This window comes from Shewanella sp. SM55, assembly GCF_025654025.1.
Lineage (GTDB): Bacteria > Pseudomonadota > Gammaproteobacteria > Enterobacterales > Shewanellaceae > Shewanella > Shewanella oncorhynchi.
In genome coordinates this window covers 219,779-237,537 of the sequence record NZ_JAKKRS010000002.1, presented here as the reverse complement: position 1 = coordinate 237,537, position 17,759 = coordinate 219,779, and the positions used below count along the sequence as shown (strand labels likewise).

18 protein-coding genes are annotated in these 17,759 nt (G+C 44.3%); 8 read left to right on the top strand and 10 right to left on the bottom strand.

Annotated elements, in window-relative coordinates; translation table 11 throughout:
- The first annotated feature begins 62 nt into the window (after positions 1-62).
- On the top strand, positions 63-1,538 hold the full coding sequence (locus L5L91_RS04220; RefSeq protein ID WP_173497622.1) for an HDOD domain-containing protein: 1,476 nt from the start codon (positions 63-65) through the stop codon (positions 1,536-1,538).
- A 95-nt stretch (positions 1,539-1,633) separates the two neighbouring features.
- On the opposite strand, the gene L5L91_RS04215 is transcribed toward L5L91_RS04220, so the two are convergent.
- The 6 genes from L5L91_RS04215 to L5L91_RS04190 form a co-directional block, all read right to left on the bottom strand.
- Positions 1,634-2,182, bottom strand: coding sequence for a nuclear transport factor 2 family protein (locus L5L91_RS04215; protein WP_219253460.1), 549 nt, complete (start codon positions 2,180-2,182; stop codon positions 1,634-1,636).
- A gap of 23 nt (positions 2,183-2,205) precedes the next feature.
- On the bottom strand, positions 2,206-3,030 hold the full coding sequence (locus L5L91_RS04210; RefSeq protein ID WP_173497624.1) for a zinc-dependent peptidase: 825 nt from the start codon (positions 3,028-3,030) through the stop codon (positions 2,206-2,208).
- Positions 3,031-3,139: 109 nt separating this feature from the next.
- Positions 3,140-4,879, bottom strand: a complete 1,740-nt coding sequence (locus tag L5L91_RS04205; RefSeq protein ID WP_263235720.1) for a GGDEF domain-containing protein — start codon at positions 4,877-4,879, stop codon at positions 3,140-3,142.
- On the bottom strand, positions 4,866-6,269 hold the full coding sequence (locus tag L5L91_RS04200) for an ABC transporter substrate-binding protein (RefSeq protein WP_263235834.1): 1,404 nt from the start codon (positions 6,267-6,269) through the stop codon (positions 4,866-4,868). Before L5L91_RS04200 ends, L5L91_RS04205 begins: the two co-directional genes overlap by 14 nt.
- Before the next feature lie 249 nt (positions 6,270-6,518).
- Positions 6,519-6,983, bottom strand: coding sequence for a CopG family transcriptional regulator (locus tag L5L91_RS04195; RefSeq protein WP_263235719.1), 465 nt, complete (start codon positions 6,981-6,983; stop codon positions 6,519-6,521).
- Positions 6,943-7,749, bottom strand: a complete 807-nt coding sequence (locus L5L91_RS04190) for an AAA family ATPase (protein ID WP_263162167.1) — start codon at positions 7,747-7,749, stop codon at positions 6,943-6,945. Before L5L91_RS04190 ends, L5L91_RS04195 begins: the two co-directional genes overlap by 41 nt.
- Before the next feature lie 527 nt (positions 7,750-8,276).
- Between L5L91_RS04190 and L5L91_RS04185 the strand changes: the two genes are divergently transcribed.
- The 5 genes from L5L91_RS04185 to L5L91_RS04165 all read left to right on the top strand — a co-directional run bounded on the left by L5L91_RS04185 (position 8,277) and on the right by L5L91_RS04165 (position 10,936).
- The gene (locus L5L91_RS04185; protein ID WP_263235718.1) at positions 8,277-8,747 is read left to right on the top strand and encodes a GNAT family N-acetyltransferase; all 471 of its coding nucleotides are present in this window, start codon (positions 8,277-8,279) and stop codon (positions 8,745-8,747) included.
- Positions 8,748-8,899: 152 nt separating this feature from the next.
- Positions 8,900-9,109 carry a DUF3820 family protein gene (locus tag L5L91_RS04180; RefSeq protein WP_006082494.1) on the top strand — a complete coding sequence of 70 codons (210 nt, stop codon included), beginning with the start codon at positions 8,900-8,902 and terminating at the stop codon, positions 9,107-9,109.
- Between the two features lie 125 nt (positions 9,110-9,234).
- Positions 9,235-9,537: a hypothetical protein gene (locus L5L91_RS04175; protein ID WP_006082493.1), complete on the top strand. Its 303-nt coding sequence runs from the start codon at positions 9,235-9,237 to the stop codon at positions 9,535-9,537.
- Positions 9,538-9,723: 186 nt separating this feature from the next.
- The gene (locus L5L91_RS04170) at positions 9,724-10,245 is read left to right on the top strand and encodes a GNAT family N-acetyltransferase (protein ID WP_219250966.1); all 522 of its coding nucleotides are present in this window, start codon (positions 9,724-9,726) and stop codon (positions 10,243-10,245) included.
- A 166-nt stretch (positions 10,246-10,411) separates the two neighbouring features.
- On the top strand, positions 10,412-10,936 hold the full coding sequence (locus L5L91_RS04165; protein WP_263162170.1) for a GNAT family N-acetyltransferase: 525 nt from the start codon (positions 10,412-10,414) through the stop codon (positions 10,934-10,936).
- A gap of 235 nt (positions 10,937-11,171) precedes the next feature.
- Here L5L91_RS04165 and L5L91_RS04160 read toward each other — a convergent pair whose 3' ends face one another.
- Both L5L91_RS04160 and L5L91_RS04155 read right to left on the bottom strand, forming a co-directional pair.
- A complete protein-coding gene (locus L5L91_RS04160) occupies positions 11,172-11,882 on the bottom strand; it encodes a pirin family protein (RefSeq protein ID WP_263162173.1) in 711 nt (236 codons plus the stop codon).
- Between the two features lie 13 nt (positions 11,883-11,895).
- Positions 11,896-12,339 carry a DoxX family protein gene (locus L5L91_RS04155; RefSeq protein ID WP_263162176.1) on the bottom strand — a complete coding sequence of 148 codons (444 nt, stop codon included), beginning with the start codon at positions 12,337-12,339 and terminating at the stop codon, positions 11,896-11,898.
- Positions 12,340-12,522: 183 nt separating this feature from the next.
- Here L5L91_RS04155 and L5L91_RS04150 point away from each other — a divergent pair, with 183 nt between their 5' ends.
- Positions 12,523-13,416 (top strand): LysR substrate-binding domain-containing protein, encoded by an 894-nt coding sequence (locus tag L5L91_RS04150; protein WP_168824535.1) that lies wholly within the window; start codon positions 12,523-12,525, stop codon positions 13,414-13,416.
- A gap of 84 nt (positions 13,417-13,500) precedes the next feature.
- Here the strand turns inward: L5L91_RS04150 and L5L91_RS04145 are convergent, their stop codons facing one another.
- Both L5L91_RS04145 and L5L91_RS04140 read right to left on the bottom strand, forming a co-directional pair.
- Entirely contained in the window at positions 13,501-15,246 is a 1,746-nt protein-coding gene (locus L5L91_RS04145; RefSeq protein WP_219250961.1) for a bifunctional metallophosphatase/5'-nucleotidase, read from the bottom strand.
- Positions 15,247-15,390: 144 nt separating this feature from the next.
- Positions 15,391-16,482, bottom strand: a complete 1,092-nt coding sequence (locus L5L91_RS04140; RefSeq protein ID WP_028761257.1) for a CNNM domain-containing protein — start codon at positions 16,480-16,482, stop codon at positions 15,391-15,393.
- A 151-nt stretch (positions 16,483-16,633) separates the two neighbouring features.
- On the opposite strand from L5L91_RS04140, the gene L5L91_RS04135 reads away from it, so the two are divergent.
- The gene (locus L5L91_RS04135) at positions 16,634-17,755 is read left to right on the top strand and encodes a bifunctional tRNA (adenosine(37)-C2)-methyltransferase TrmG/ribosomal RNA large subunit methyltransferase RlmN (RefSeq protein ID WP_028761256.1); all 1,122 of its coding nucleotides are present in this window, start codon (positions 16,634-16,636) and stop codon (positions 17,753-17,755) included.
- The last annotated feature ends 4 nt before the right edge of the window (positions 17,756-17,759 follow it).

The following is a 17,759-nucleotide window of genomic DNA, read 5'->3' as shown; positions in this document are numbered from 1 at the left end:
CGAAATGTTTGCGTTTATCTATACTAAAAACAACAAGATTATATCGCTAAGGTAACTTTAGGTTGAAGCCTAATAACAATACTAATAAAGGGGTCGATTATTGGACAAATCGGATCAGTGAATTGGAAATGCCAGCACTGTGTTCGACTGTTAAATCGCTAGAAAAGCTCGCCAAGGATGACGTTTCCTCTCTCGCATTACTCGGGCGTAGCGTGATGCACGATAACGCCTTAACTTCTCGTATTCTTCGAGTTGCTAATAGCGCTATTTACCATAAAGGTAGTAGCCAAATCTCTACTGTCAGCCGAGCGGCTATAGTGCTTGGTTTCGATGCGGTGCGAAATATCTGTATCACAGCCAAGTTACTCTCAAGCTTGTTAGAGAGTAAAAATTTGGCACCTAACGTATATCAAAGATTAATAAAGTTGATGGCTAAAGCATTTCAAGCCGCCATGATTGCACGGATGATGTTGAGCCATTATGACGAAGAAATGCAGGAGGAAGCTTTTATAGCCTCTTTGCTGTATCACATAGGTGAGAGTGCTTTTTGGAGTATTGGTGGTGAGTTCACCGAAGAGTTAGATCTAAAACTACGTGAATGTGCAACGCCAGCAGAGGAACGAAGTATAACCCGCGAAGCCCTCGGCACTTCTTTTTCACTATTAACTCAAAGTATTGCCCGCAATTGGGGATTGGGAGAACTGTTGGTCCATGCAGTTAATAATCCTGAAGACCAAAGACCTGAAATTCGATCTATTTTTATTGCGGATAAGCTCTGCGATATTTTATCTCAGCCTAATCTTGATAAGCAGGAATTAGGGAAACGTATCACGCAAGCGGCGAGTTTTACTGGACTAGAAGAAAATGAGTTTATGGTGCGGATGCAACGCTGCGCGAATGCGACCCATAAGTTAGCTGAAGTATATGGTGCTAAGGTGTTGCTAGACTATCTACCAGATCCTAAGCGTATGGTCACAGTTAAACCTGTTCCACTTCCCATTCCGTTAGATATGCCTGTCTATCAAGTTAACTTGAATATTCAGTTAGCTAAGCTACGAGAATTAACAGGCTTCGCCATTAATAAAGCCGATTTTAACCAAATCATGCAAACGGTTCTCGAAGGTATACTTGAGGGCGTTGGCGTTGACCGGTGCGGCGTGCTGTTATTGTCGCCAAGCCGTAAACAACTTCAACCTAGGGTGATATTAGGTCGTGATGCCGATGCCATTAAGCAAGAGTTTATTATCGATTTGAGCGATAGGCGGGGATTATTTTACCAAGCGATGGAGCATAAGTTACCGCTTTGGGTAGATGATCCTAGCTCTAAGAAATGGCAAGAGCAGTGTAAAGAATTACAAGCGCGACATGTGTCACGTCAAGGCTTTTTATTGGCGCCATTATTAGTCGATAGTAAAGTGATCGGGTTTTATTATGCGGATAGGGGCCCTTCGGAAAGGGCATTTGAAGACGTGGATTTTCAAAGTTTCATCCACTTCTCCCAATTGGCGAATGTGTGTTTTACTGTGTCTTTGAGATAGTGGTATAACTTAAGTGATTACTTTTATTGATTTAATTTCAAACTGTATTCTTTCGAAATTGCACTCTTTCAAACCGTATTTTGGGGAGTGCTGCTCTATTGTTTGTTTGCGGCTTTAATCTCGGCAGTTATTTGCTTAGCTACCTCATTAGGAATAGGAAAGCTTAAATGGTATTGCGCTATTTCCCAGTTGCCATTGGTTTTGATTAAAGTGCCTGTTCCTCGACTGACGCCATAGGCTGGACTATTTAATAACTCGTCAAACAATATGACATTGCCGTGTTGGATTAAATGCCGCTCAGTTAAATCATAGCGCCAACCTTTTGTGGGGCGGGAGTAACGTTCAAATTCCGCCATTCCCCAGCGCTCACTCGCATCCGTGCCAATAAAAATGCCGTCTTTTCGGTACAGGGCAAAATATTTATCCCAATTGGCATCGCTTGAATATTGGTTGAGTAAATCTAATACGTGAGCCGCCGCTTGTTGATCAGGATTCGAAGTCGTTTGAGCGCTTTGTGTTGGCGAGTCCTGTGCCTGTACGCTTACATTAAGGCCGCCAAGCATTAACGCGCTGAGCAGTAACCCCAAGGTAGCGCGATGAATATTGGAACCTTTAACTGAGAATGCATGAGTGTCTTTGAGCATTTGCGTGCCTCTACTTTTATGGGTTAATGCCAGTTTATCGGATCGAGTTGATAAAAGCGGCTCAGTTCCCGATACAATTCTGGGTGTTGTTGGTAAAAATCCTCTGGTTTCTCAAAAAAGACTTCGGTGATGACGGCAAAAAACTCAGCGGGATTAGTCGCACCATAATAATTAAATAATGAGGGGGTGCCAAAATTTGCACTGTGTTGTAATTGGGTAAATTCCCTATTTAGCACTTCAGACCAAGTGCTGTAGTCGGCAAAATGCTGCAGAATGGGTGCGCCATTGGCTTGGCCATCTTCTTGATCGAGCTGATGGGCAAACTCATGGATTACGACATTATTACCATCATGGGGATCGGCGGCGCCGTCTAAAGTATTTCTCCATGAGAGTACAACTTTACCGTATTCCCATGATTCCCCTGCCAGCACATTGCGTTGTTCCCACACGATACCGCTAGTGTCTTTATGTTGATTATTGACGATAAAGGCATCGGGATAGACCAAAATCTGTTTCAGTTTGGGGTAAAAGTCGGTTTTACGATTGAGTAGCAGTAGACAGGCTTGGGCCGCGATTGTGACTCTTACTTCATCCGTGATCTCAAAATTATCGCAGCCGATAAAGACTTTCTCATCGATGAAAATTTGGATATGCCGTTTGAGTTGCAGTTGTAGATCTGCGGGTAGAGCATGGAAGTAAGGCAGTCTTTTTTTGAGAATGCTGCGCCATTCTTTTGGAAAAGGTTTCATCGTGACTCGTCGACGATGTAAGGTCTTGCGCCAACGACTCGACAGTAGCCAGGTAATTGCGCCAATTCCTAGGATAAGCGTGATAACAATAGCGAGCATACTTCCCTGACTTTATCCTGATTAACTTAGTATTAGCTAATGGGGGTGAAGTCAGCGTAACTCAATCCTCTGGTGAAAAAAGAAACTGAATAGTTGCCGCATTTTATGGTTAGGAATAGCGAACTGGTTGGTTTAGTCGTGTCTCTGTACGATTGCGACCTGTTAGTTTGGCGTGATAGAGAGCCTCATCAGCTTGATTAATTAAGCTATTCGTATCCATAGGTTGTGATCGCTCCCAGCAAGTAATACCAGCGCTGATGGTCAGTATGCCGTCATGGGGGGAGTCTTCATGTGGTATTTTTAAACTGATGATTTTATTGCGTAATATTTCAGCAAAATGATATGCCTCCTCGAGATTGCTCGATGGCAGTACTATCATGAACTCCTCTCCGCCATAGCGGGCAAGCATGTAAGTGGGTTGTTTCAAGATCGATTTGGTTGCATTCACGATTTTCTTAAGACATTGATCGCCTGCGACATGACCATACCTGTCGTTAAATTGTTTAAAATTATCAATATCAAACAGAATTATACCTAGGGGCATGTTGTGGTCCCTTGCATACTCTAATTCTTTTTGGAGTTGTAAATCTAAATAGCGGCGATTATAGCAGCCAGTTAATCCGTCGGTTTCGGCCATGCCTTTAACCTGAGCTGCGTAGCTTTTTAATGTCTCTAAGGAGCTGACCATTTGCTGGAGCTCTAAGTTATCAGTGACAGGCATTCTGGCGTCGAGTTTTTCATTGGCAATGGCATTCATTGCATCTCGAGTCGCCATGACAGGCTTGATGATTCCCTTAGTGATAAAGTGCCAACTGGTGAGCCAGATGAAGAAGCAATATAAGATGCCACTGCAGAAAATTAATACGATAAATGCGGTGCTATCGTTTTTAAGTTTGCGGCCAGTTTGCTGAATTTCATTTTCAACTTGGTTAACGAGATCCTGCGTATAGGTCGCAACGATTTGTGCGGCATCAGCTTGGTATTCTAAATGCGCATTGGCGATATGAGTGCTTCTAATCGCTTTGCGAGAAAGTTCAAAGAGGTTGTCTTCACCGACCATGGTCTGTTTTATTTGTGATAACAAATTCAAATATAAGTTTTTATCGCCACCGATACTATCAAGCATAGCCTCCATGCTTAACAGCAGTCGCATAGCATCTCTTTGGGTTTGGTTTAGTTCAACTAGATTGTCGATGATATTCACTTGAGTTAACTGGGTAAATAAGTGTTCTCCTAGATGACTAAATAAAGATAGCTGCTGATTGGTATTGATATTTAAAGCAATCTGGTCAACGTTTTTCAGCTTAAGCTGACGTTCAGAGTCCGTATTGATACGCTGAAATTGGGTTTGCATTTCATCGCTAAATCCCGACGCCATTGACGTTAAGTTGGCTTGAATATTGGCTGCCTGTGAATTGGCTTGTAAGGCAGTATCGGTTAACGTGTTGAGTAATGGCAGTTGTTGTAAGTAATACAGTTGAGTATCTAAGGCGTAATTTAATTCTTGCTTATTGACTGTAGAAGTTTCTATCGAGGCCAGTAGTCGTGAGTCATTGATGAGTAATTCCCATTGTGCGGAAAGTTCGCCTAACAGGCTAGTTCTTTGTTTTTCATCATAATAATTATTCAAGCGTGCAGTAATGATTTGTAGTTTTTCACTGTTTTTTGCCAGTTGCAGCGCAGTGGTGACTTTTACCACATCTACCCCGACTAAGTGTTCAATTTCTGATTTTAGTTGCTGTGACAGTAGTATGGCGACAACACCATTTAATAGCGCCATGCCCACTATGATATAGAAGGCTGAGGTTATTTTTTGTTTCAAACTTTTCAGTGGTTTAGTGCTTGGCATTATTTTCTTTGTCAATAGCAGGTACCTCTCCATAGGTATTTTGGAGGTGTTTTATCTCTGCACTTAATTTAATGAAAATATCTTCACTGTTAGCGGGTCTGCGGCTTGCGCTAAAACAGGCGTGGCTGAGTTCAGGGTAAATTTGTCCCATGGCAGTACTGGTGAAATGCCCAAAGGATAAGACCTTAGTAGACCAAAACATATTGGCTATGTGGCTTGCCTCAAATGCGCCAGCTATGCCTCTTAAAGATTCATCTTTAAATTCTGGGGCTGTTACTACATCCATACGACAGGGATTACCACCCCCCATAGCATAGGCATGTTGTGCCTCATAGGTGCCCATATATTTGAGCAGCCAATAGGCAGCTTGAGGGTTTTTGCTGTCGTAGCTAACGGCAAAGGCATAAGCGCCATTGTAGGGATAACCGCCAGGCACTTGGCTTACGGCTAGACGCGCGCCGAGAATGTTCTGTTCAACTTTAAAGGATTTATACCACAGATTATTGTAGGCAAAAGGCCACATTGCCGCTTGACCTGTCGCAATAGCATTAGCTGCTTCATTGAAAGCAAACTGCTCGTTAGCGGGAACTGCATAGGGCATTAATTCGCGATATTGTTTGGCCGCTTCAATGGCTTCATGGTTGATGGTAGGCACTTCAAAATGGGAGATCTGTTTCTGGCTGTTATAGACGGGCTGCATCCAAGTGCCACCTAAGCTCCAAATCATGCTAGAGAATTCATCGTTAATATGGGGCTTATCACCCGACATTAGCGCTAGACCGTAAAAGTCATGAGTCAGTATTTTATTCGCTAATGTAGTGCCTGCTTTACGAGTGAAGAACTGAGCTTGATCTCGTAACTCTGTTAAGGTTTTTGCTGGTGCGAGTGGATAGCCAAACTGACGCAGAAAGTGAGCTTTTTCAGTTTTATTATCAAAGAGATCTGCTCGATAATGATTACCCATAACATAATTGTTATAGGGAATAGCATGGATTTCACCTTGATAGGACAAGATGTTAAGTAGCGATGGGTAATAGGGTTCTAGGTATTTCTCCATGGCCTTTTCGCCATCGGGATCGTAAAGTTTAGCGAGTTCAATTAAGGGCACTGTATAACCATTGGCAGCCCATTCTTTAGCCCAGCCCGCTTCCATTGTGAGTAAATCGTATTTGCCTGAACCTTGAAGTAAATTCTGGGTCTGTAAGTTAAACATATCCTCTAATTCAGTACTGACCACTTGCACTTTTACGCCGGTTTTTGCGGTGAATTTAGGTAACATTTCTTGGGTTAAATAGTCGGTCCAAAATCCTTTTTCAGCGACCAAAGTAATGGGGGTTTTGTTTGTTAGCGGCGGGATTTGTGCCAATGAAAATTCTGCGTAACAGGGCATCATTATCGCTGCGGTTAAACAAAGAAAAATAAATCTGATCTGGTTTAACAAAAATAACACCTTAATGTTACGTATTGACTCTGAGTTAATATCATTAATTCAGCATTATGTATATTTAAGGATAGGTGGGATCAGAACTTATGCCGCGATTTTATGATGGTTTTTATTGTGTTTTTAACTTTTTGAGTAAAAAGCCGGTAACTCGATCTTAGCTAAGTTACCGGAAAAGGGTGGGAGTAGTGCGAATCGTTAACGGTTTTGGCGTTGTTGTTCTTGTAATTGCCTCAAGGCAATAGGTAGGTCGAAGTGTTGTTCAATCAAGAGTCGGAGCAGTTTTGATTTGGATATAGTGCTTTCTTCTGCCAGTGTAGCAAGATGGGTTATAGCCGCTTCACTGAGGGAAAATGTTGCTTTGCGATAGTGTGTTTTTGTTTCTACTTTTGCCGGGAATAATACGTCTGTTTCTAGGCTTTGTTTGTGTAAGCTCAACACATTTGAATGGCTCTGGGCCATGTCAGTTGTGATGTGATTTGCCTGTGAGCCTGTGTTTTTTGTGACAGTTGCATCTGCTTTATGATCTAGATTGCTTTTTATCTTATTCAGACTTTGTCCCATTGCGTACAAGTTTGCCGCTTCAATAAACTCATCTAACGAAAGCGAGTGCTGTAAGCTGCTAGATGACATAGCGTTTTTCTTGAGATCGCTGAGTCCCATTTTGCCCCCTTCGTTGAGTAGTCGTGTGAGTGGATTGAGTTTGATGGGGCAAATGATGATGCATTTGACTCACCCCCTTAGCGTGTATCGCGGGATGTAGGAGATTGGCTAAGCTGGCAGCACAATCGACTTGGAATAGTTCGCAGGCGATAGTGCGAATTTCTTCGGCTGCTTTTCCTGCGGGCTCGATTTCAATTACCGATAATCCTGATTCTTCACTGTCATCATAAACATTACGACAGTAAGTTATCGCGTCAAGGACATGGATATCATAGGTTTTACAGACTTCTTTGGCCTCTAAAATTCGGTTAGCTTGATTGGGTAGACTTGGACATTGGGTGATCACAAAAGATGCCTGTAACTTGGGATTAATCATCTTACACGTCGCGACGATATCGTCCATGTGACACACAGTTTTTAAATCGCGGCGCTTAGGTCTTAAGGGCATTAAAATGTAAGAGGCGACTGACATGGTTGCTCGTAGCGCTAGGTTATCTTGACCACCGCAGTCGACGAGAACGACATCATAGTGTTGCTCAAGACTGAGTAAGTCATTACGGATCTTACCGTAAAGCTGCACGCAATTGATGCTGGCCAGTTGCGGATTGTTGTTTCTTGCATGGATCCAGTCAGAGGTGGTGCGCTGGGGATCGCAGTCCACCATAATGACCGAGGCGTTACATTCTGTGGTTAGAAATACAGCTATATTTTGGGCCAAGCAACTTTTACCGCTGCCGCCTTTTTCTCCACCGATTAAGACTATCATGACGTATTCCTTAATTCTTTTGATGACCCTTGTGCAGCGAGTTGATGTGTTTGGATCTATCCGCATTGATGTCCGAAATCGAATGTAAACCTAATGTTAATCTCGGTCAATTGGCTGATTTTTGACGTTTTTTTAATTAAATTGTCGTAGGCGTTTTTCTGTCAGTATCTGGTCATATGCCGTTAATTTGACAAAAAAGATGAGACGAGGGATTTATAAAAATGTTTTTTTATCTTATTGGTTTTACATTGTTTTATCTGTTATCCGTCAGTTAAAAGGGTTGTTTGTGGTGATCGGTAACTGTGCATAGGACTTAGGGTGTAGTTTTTTATTTCTTCCTTGGTACAAATGTTAATTTTATATTTCTAAATGTTATTAACTGATCTGAGTAAATTATCAGCTTCTCAGTCGAAAGTGGTCTTGTTTGGTGAGGCACTTGTCATCAAACTGCCAAATGCTGGCTTTATCATCTCTATAGACTGACGTCTAAATCGCTTGAAATTTCAACCATGGAGAAGGGATGCCAAATGGATATCAAAACTATTATGCCTATTAAGTTTGAACTCGTTGAAACTGCAACGTTATTTCATGAACTACTTAATCTGCGGGCCACAGTTGGCCTCCCTTCTATTGGCGTTGAACTTGCGGATGTACAGGCATTGTTCTGGGTCTCTATTCGATTAAGTGACAAGACTGAATTGGAGCATGCCGGCGCTGGGGCCGCTAAGTCTAATCTATTGGCAACGGCGTGTGTTTATGGCAACAAGCCCGGGCATTTGATGATTGAAGATTTTATTGTCTTACCCGAATACCAATCCTACGGGCTAGCAAAGATAATACTTGAGCGGGTGATGGCCTTTGTTGATGACCATGCGAGTGCGGGAACTTGTGTCAGTATGACCGCCCATGGTGAGCATGAGCGCTTATGTAGTGAATATGGTTTTCAGTATGCTCCCTGCGCTAATTTAGGGCCTAATCTGTTAAAAATTATCGCTTAATATTCATGTGAGAATGCCTTTTGGATGTTAGCTAGCGCGTATTTTAGCCCTTGGGTATATAGTCACTTTTGCGTGAGTTAACGGCGACATTCGTTCGCTTATGTTGTAGCATCCGTAGGATTATCGTGACGTTCTGTATGAGATAACAACCTATGGATCAGCAACTCCTTATTGATGCTGTTAATCAAAAAATGCCCTTTGGTAAGTACGCTGGACGTAAGTTGCTCGAATTACCCGAACCTTATTTGGTGTGGTTCCATAAGCAAGGTTTTCCTCAGGGGAAACTTGGTGAGCAATTAGCGCTAATGTACGAAATCAAACTTAATGGCTTAGAAGGCATGCTAAAACCGCTGTTGAAATGAGTTCCCTTCTTTTAAGAAAAATACTGCTTTTGCGATAAGTGTTGTATTTCGTGATAGAGATTAGCGATTTATTGTTTTTAGCGTGCTTTAATGCAGCATATTAGCAAAACAAAAGGAACGCAGGCATGATGGCAAAATGGGTAAAATTAGCGGCAGTAGCGACTTTAGCGTTAGGCATGTCAAGTGCTTGGGCTCAGGGTGTCACCCACGAAGGTACTGTTGTTGATACGATGAACGGTGGTGGTTACACCTACGTACAGATTAAAGAAGCTGATACCACTTTTTGGGCCGCGGGTCCTCAAACTGAAGTGAGCAAAGGCGATAAAGTGGCTGTGGTTGAGCAAATGTGGATGAACGAATTCACCAGCAAAACCTTGAACCGCACCTTTGATAAACTGTTATTTGTTGGCCAAATCGATAAGAAATAGTCAGCAGTATCGAGTGCGCTAACCTGAGCGCCTCTGTAATTCAACGGCTTCGATACTTTCGAGGCCGTTTTTGTTTTTAGCGTTCAATGCCGCTAAATCTGAGTTTGTGACTATCTCGATGGGGACAAAGGCGGCAAAATAGCGGCTATTTTTCTAGCCGTTATTACTCAGCAGGGGATCACTCAAGTGATGGCGTTTGAACAGTTCGAGATCCAGCCTTATCAGTCATGTTATGCACGTGAAGTGAGTGAGTTATTTCACCTTTGCGTGCACAGCATTACCCATGTTCGTTATGCGCAGGCGCAGCTTATGGCTTGGTCTGCGGCGCCAAGATCGGCTAAACATTGGGATTTACGGTTACGTCGCTCGAAGGCGTGGGTGGTTTTAGCCATAGATGAAGCGACTGCTTCTTCTGTTTGTTGCGGTTTTATCAATGTCGAAACCCATTTCCCCCGTCAAGGTTACTTAGATAGCTTATATATACATCCAGATTATCAAGGTCAGGGATTAGGTGAGCGCGCTTATCTTGTTTTAGAAGCTTGGGCTAAGGCACAAGGCTATGTGCGCTTGAGCTTGGACGCATCTTATCTCTCTAAAGGGTTGTTTACTCGGATGGGATTTATTCAAATACAGCGCAGTTATCAGCAAAAACTTGGGCAAGTGATCCCCGGTTTCTATATGGAAAAGAATATAGGAAAGAATATTTAACGCGCGTTTACTATGGTTTCAGCTAGAAAGTGATGTAAGGTATTCCATAGTAAAACATTAGCTTAACGCCGTTTAGTGACACTATTTAACTAAATAAGCACTGTTTAGCTTAAATTAGAATTCGGTTAATCTAAGTCAATTAATGATTCAAGATGGAGGGCAGAGAATGAAGATTCGACTATTTACGCCATCGGATGTCTCGCAGTTGGCGGCAATCTTTGAGGCGAGTGTAATGCAAGGCTCTGGCGAGTTTTACTCGTTTGCCGAGCGCTCTGCTTGGGCTTATATTGAAGGTGAGACCCGCAGCGAGAGTTATTGGCTTGAACGCTTACAGGGAACCACTATTTGGGTTGCCGAAACCGATAATATGCTGGTGGGTTTTATCAATCTTAAGATAGGCGCCGACAGCGATGTTGAAGCCGCTGCTGAAGTGGAATGTTTGTTTGTTCATCCAGAATATGCCCGTTCTGGGGTGGCGACCTCTTTGTATTTTGCGTTGTTTGAAGAAGTTAAAATCTTAGCGCTGAAACGATTAACGGTTGAAGCATCCTATCTCGCGCGGCCTTTTTTTGAGAAACAGGGATTTCGCAGTATTCGTCGTAATGAACATAAGCGTTTTTTGAATGCGGCGGATAAAGCACAGGGTCAAGCTCAAGTGTTGGTTAACTTCAGCATGACGCTCGCCCTCTAACTCAGCTTATCAAGGGCTGTTCTGGTAGCTAAACGAAGCCGTTAGCACTGCTTTATAACATCGCCATAGAAGCGCCAATAAAAAACACTGCCAAAGATGACTTGTGGCAGTGCTTCTTGGTGAGTGCTTATCAAGCTGGCATCTAATCACTTACTCAATCGTTTGCTTGGTAGTTTGCTAATAACTAATAAATAGTGAAGCTGAATTACTGAATCGCTTTGTTAAATCACTTGTATTACGCATTAGGCGATAAATCGAACACTAATGCGGTAACTGGGCCGCTTGTTGCAGTAAAGTCGACACTTGCGAGTTGTGTCAGATGCGCGCCATCCCCAGCCGTGAGTGTTGTGCCATTGATATCCAACGTACCTTCAATCAATTGAACATACAGATGACGATTTGCTTGAGCGGCGCTTCTGTCCATCGTTACTTTTTCGCCTTCACTCAACACTAAACGATATAGGGTCGCATCCTGTTGCACTTTGAGCGTGCCATTTTCACCGTTTGGTGTCACCACGGCCGTCAGTGGTGAGCTTTGCTCGAATGCCTTTTGCTGATAACCCGCATCTATGCCTAAAGTATCTGGGCGGATCCAAATCTGTAAAAAGTGCAGCGGCTCGGTTTTAGAGGCATTAAACTCGCTGTGGTAAATGCCTTTACCTGCGGACATCAATTGAAACTCTCCTGCGGGTAAGGTTTTGATATTGCCGAAGCTATCCTTGTGAGCGATAGTGCCGGATATCACGTAACTGATGATCTCCATGTCTTTATGACCATGGGTATCAAAACCTGCGCCGGGTGTTACTCTGTCATCGTTGATGACTCTTAGGGATGAAATCCCCATGTGCTCTGGGTCATAGTAGCTAGAGAAAGAGAAGGTATGTTGACTCTTTAGCCAGCCTAAGTCTGCTTGACCGCGATCTTGTGCTTTTCTTAATGTGATCATCTTGCTTTCCCCTTTATTTGATGCGGTTAGCGAATCGGTTATCTACAGCGAATTTGCCAGCACCAGATACCGTCAATGAGACTGTGGCTGCTAATAGGGCGAGACCAAATTCGTAACCGTTATTGGCAAGGAACAGACCGTTGCCTATATGTACCGAGAAAATCGCCACAACCATAGTGAATGACAAGACGAGGGCCGTTGGGCGAGTCAGCAGGCCGAGCAATAGGAACAGGCCGCCGAAGAATTCACTTGAACCTGCCATCAATGCCATTAAGTAACCTGGTGTCAAACCAATGGATGCCATCCATTGTCCAGTGCCTTCTAAGCCGTAACCGCCAAACCAGCCAAACAGTTTTTGTGAACCATGGGCGATTAAGATGATCCCGATAGGAATGCGCAGTGCCAGTGGGGCAAAACTCGGGGCTGATTTCAGTGTTTTTGTGATCAGTGCTTTCATGGGATATTCCTTATTTCAAATTATTTAACGAATAGTTAAGGGTATTGTTCACTCAGTCTTAAGTCAGTTTGGCTGCAGTTCCGCAGAACTTCTCCATTGCTAAGCAGTGTAGACTTGACCTTTGGCAAAGAAAATCGGAACATTTTCAATGTCCATTTCAAATAATTTGAATATAAGGTTTATATGTTGCCATCTATTAGTCTCGATGGATTAATCGTGCTCGATGCCATTGATAAGAAAGGCAGTTTTTCCGCTGCTGCCGAGTCCTTGTTTCGGGTGCCATCGGCACTGACCTACACAGTGCAGAAACTGGAAAGCGATTTAGGCACAAAATTATTTGAACGTAAGGGCCAGCGCGCCGAGCTGACCTTAGTCGGTCAACTTGTGCTGCGCCAAGGCAGAGAAATCCTTGCGGCAACATCAAGGCTCGAAGAGGCGGTGCGTCAACTCGAGACAGGCTGGGAGTCTTCATTGACCTTAGCCATAGATACAGTGGTGCCGGATTTACCCCTGCTGCAGTTGATTGGTGAGTTTACTGAGCTGGGTAAGCAAGTGACTGTGAATATCAGCGAAGAGTCCTTAGGTGGCGGGTGGGATGCGCTCTATTCTGGCCGTGCCGATATCGCCATCGGCGTAACAGGGGAGTTGCCCAAAGGCCAATATCATGTGGTTGAAATTGGGGAGTTGGAGTTTGTATTTGCTTTAAATCCTGCGCACCCATTGGCGCAACATGCAGGTCCAATTCCGACCGAGGCATTGCTGCAATTTCCTTCTATTGTGGTAGCAGATAGTTCGACTGCCCTAGCACAGCGATCAAGTGGTTTATTTGATAGTCGCCAAGTGATCCGTGTGCCGAATATGCAGACCAAAATTAAGGCGCAGCAATTGGGATTAGGTGTGGGTTACATTCCAAAGCACTTGATCTTAGATGCGTTGGCGGCGGGAAGCCTAGTGGCTTGTCATGTGGAAATGCCGCGCCCAACGCAAGCTGTGTTTATGGCATGGCGTAAATATGCTGAAGGCAAGGCGCAGGATTGGTTTACTGCGCGTTTACCGCAATGTGATTGGCAATTTTAAGCTCAGGTTTGTTTAGTGCTTTGTAAGTTGCCACTCACTTTGCACCTCACAGCATTAATGTTTACGCCATGAGGAGCATAGCGCCTAACCTATACGTTGGCTGTGGCTGGTGTAATGCACATGCTGTGACAATAAATCAGACAGATTCGGTGAGCGATTCAAGAATCGAATAAAGGCCTGTGGCAAAGTCAGTGACTCCATCGACTCCTGCCAGCGGGCTTGCAGCAATGGAGAATAACCTTCTTTACCAGCGGCGGTATAAGATGTTGAAACTCCTACGTAAAGTGACTCAGGTTCAACGGGATACCATAGTGATTGGCTGTCCTGCTGCATCATCTCCAATCTAAATAAACGCTCACCCAGTGGGCGTCGCCCATCGTAGTAATACCGTAGGCCGTAAGTGTAGGGGAAGCTACCCGCACCTGTGCCACGGACACTGTTGTTGGTTGCCGCGTTAATCGCCGATTCGAGCGCTTGATAGAGGAACTGGCCTTGAATTTCATATTTAACTAATGGCAATTCGAAGGGCAGCAACTGCCCCATCACATCCGCTAGCGTCAACTGACCTTGGGCCACTGACTGGCGTACACCGCCGGCATTATGCAGAGCAAAGTTCACTCTTGGGTCGACCAGTTTGGCTTCTTGGAACATGCTGCGACTCACCCAAGGTGCTATTTCACTGCCGTGGGGCAGGGCTTTAGAGGGTAAGCGGGTATGGACTAAGTTCTTCGGCACCAGTGCTAACACTTTGTTTTCCATCTCTGCGATAGCGGGTTTGTAGATATCTCGGATCACGCCATCGATATCGGCATCGGCATCATCCCAAAAGATATTCGGATGCTGATTAAGCTGCTGGCGCACAGCTTGGTAATCTTGGTTATCGACTGCCGTGTTAGCACTTAAGATAAAGTGTTGATCTAGCATGAAGTAGTTGCCGCCTGTTAAGCTCAGCATTTTACCTTCAGCGTCAAATACTACCTCGGCCAAGCCGACGACTTCGGCATACTTACCCGCATGCACTATGGGCGTGTTATTGATGACTTCACCGTAGGGCAGGTTGCTCAAACCTAAGGCGCGAAAATCCCCCTGTAGCGTATGCGTGTGACCGCCGACGATAAGGCTAATACCATCGACTTCGGCCGCGAGGCGTTTATCCTGATCTAAGCCTAAGTGACTGAGCACGATAATATGCTTAATACCTTGATTTTTAAGGTGCTCAACCGTGCGCGCGGTAGTGGCGATAGCATCGACAAAATGGGTGTCGGGATCGGGACGAGCGATCTCTTTCATCTGATCTAAGGTAATACCGACAATTGCTAATGTCTTATCGTGGAAGGGCTTAAGCAGGTATTTCGCGCGTTTTTGCTCATGATCATAATCCAAGATATTAGGCAAACCTCGCAGACAACCGGGTTTGTTGAGATCTTCTTGGCTTAAATCCATATTGCCCGCAAGCAATGGGAAATCAATTTGCTTGGCAAACTCGGCAAGTCTGGCGTTACCTTCATCAATATCGTGGTTGCCAATGACCATAGCATCAGGTGCCAACAGATTGAGTAAGTGGGCGTTGGCCTTACCTTTAAAATGGCTGAAATACAGCGTGCCCTGGAAGCTGTCACCACCATGCAGGAAAATAAAAGGCGTATTGGTTTGTGCAGCGGTGTGACGCGCTTTTGTGATGTGATGGCCGATGCGGGCATAACCACCGCTATGGCTGGTCACATCTAGCTTATGTTGACCTATGTTAAGGCTAAATTGGACGCGGCAGGGTTCAAAATTCGAATGGGTGTCATTAATGTGCGCGAGTGAGAGTGTGTAGCTCTGTGTCATAACTTACCTCTATTACGGCGGGTGAGTATATACCCAAGCAACCTGAAAATGCGAGTTTCAGAGGGTTCTGAGTCATCCGCATTCTAAAAGAATAAAGGGAGCTAGGCTCCCTTTATATTAACAAGCACTAAACTTGGTTAGCCTTCAGCCGGATTTGGCTTCGTCATCATCGGATGCGGCTTCAAAATCACCGTCATCGGATAGGCGAATGCCTTTTTGCTTCATGCGCTTAGTCCAAAGTTTACGTGCCAATTGCTGCATATCGGTCGCGGGGTCGTTTAGATCGACAATCTCTAATCCTAACATAGATTCGATGATATCTTCTTGAGTTACGATACCTTGGCTACTGCCGTACTCGTCGACCACCATCGCAATTTGGGTGTTACGTTTAATCATACGCTCAAAAAGTGGCAGAATTTTTGCGGTTTCAGGCACCACAAATAAACTCCGTTTAAGTTCACCAATCGGTGCTTCTGGCGTGTAACGCTCTGCTAGCAATACATCGGTGCGGGTAATGTAACCAATCACATCATCATGATCTTGGTCGTATACTGGAATTCGGGTAAAAGGCTTGTCGCGGTATTGGCGCACAAACTCATTTTGGGTGAGATCTATGGGTAAAGAAAACATCACAGTGCGCGGCGTCATGATCGCCGTGACTGGCATATCTCGCACCTTCAGCATTTGCGTCAAAATTTTTGACTCTTGCTCATCAAGCTCACCGGATTCATGGCCAATTTTGGCCATAGCACTCATCTCTTGGCGTATGTAGTGGCCTTCATCACCTTTGCCCATTAGGCGAGTGACTTGCTGTGACATCCAGATCAGCGGTTTAGTGGTACGCTTCATCCACAGCACGGCAACAGAAACACTTGGTGCGAGGCGACGCCAATGGTTTGCACCCAATGATTTAGGAATGATTTCTGAGAAAAACAGGATAATAAAGGTTAATACGCCCGAGAAAACACCTAACATATCGTCACCAAATACTTTAGCCGCTTGCGCACCTGCAACGGCGGCACCGACGGTATGAGCGATAGTATTTAGGGTAAGGATTGACACCAAAGGGGCTTCGACATTCTCTTTCAATCTACGCAAGCGCGCGGCTGCGGCACTGTCAGTTTGTTCGAGTGATGCGATATAACTTGGGGTAACCGATAACAGAACTGCTTCGAACACACTGCACAGAAAAGAAACAGCAACAGCGACAAGCACTATAATGATGAGGGTTAACATATAGGTGGAATTACAACTCCGTATTTTAGGCCAATATTAGCCCTTGGAGATTCTATCATAGGTGAATTGAGTTACTGGCTAAAATTTATTTGCGTCTGTATAATTCGCCGCCCTGTTGCAGGATCCGGTTTTTGGTGTTGAGGTTAGCTATATGAGTGAAAAGAAGATCAATTTATTAGACCTTGATCGTAAGGCGATGCGCGCATTATTTGCGGAAATGGGTGAAAAACCCTTTCGTGCCGATCAGCTCATGAAATGGCTATATCATTTCGGTGTCAGTGACTTCGAAGAGATGACCAACATCAACAAAGTGTTACGTCAAAAGTTGGCGGCCCGCTGCGAGATCGTTGCACCAGAAATTTCGAGTTTCCAAAAATCGACCGATGGTACGATAAAATTTGCAATTAATGTTGGCCAAGGCCAAGAAGTGGAAACGGTTTATATTCCTGAGGATGATCGTGCGACCTTGTGTGTATCTTCACAGGTTGGTTGTGCGCTGGAATGTACTTTCTGCTCGACGGGTCAGCAAGGTTTTAATCGTAACTTAACGGTTTCTGAAATCGTCGGCCAAATCTGGCGCGTGTCGCACTTTTTAGGATTTGCAAAAGACACGGGCGAGCGTCCGATCACTAACGTCGTGATGATGGGCATGGGTGAGCCATTACTCAATTTAGCCAATGTGATCCCTGCGATGGACATCATGCTCGATGATTTTGGTTTTAGTTTATCAAAGCGCCGCGTGACTTTATCAACATCAGGCGTAGTGCCAGCGTTAGATAAACTGGGCGATGCCATCGATGTGGCACTTGCTGTCAGTATTCATGCACCGAATGATGAGTTGCGTGACATTCTGGTCCCGATCAATAAAAAGTATCCGCTGGATGAGTTTTTAGCGGGTATTCGTCGCTATATTGCTAAATCAAATGCTAACCGCGGCCGCGTGACAGTTGAATATGTGATGCTAGATCATATCAACGACAGCACAGATCAAGCCCATGAGTTAGCTAAGTTAATGAAAGATACACCTTGTAAGGTGAATCTGATCCCATTTAATCCGTATCCTGGCTCGCCTTATGGCCGCTCATCTAATTCACGTATCGACCGTTTTTCTAAGGTTCTTATGGAATACGGTTTTACTGTCATTGTACGTAAAACCCGTGGTGATGACATTGATGCCGCTTGCGGTCAGTTAGCTGGTGATATTCGCGACAGAACGAAACGTTTAGCGAAAAAACGCATGCAAGAAAACCAGATTTCAGTCACAATGAATTAACTCT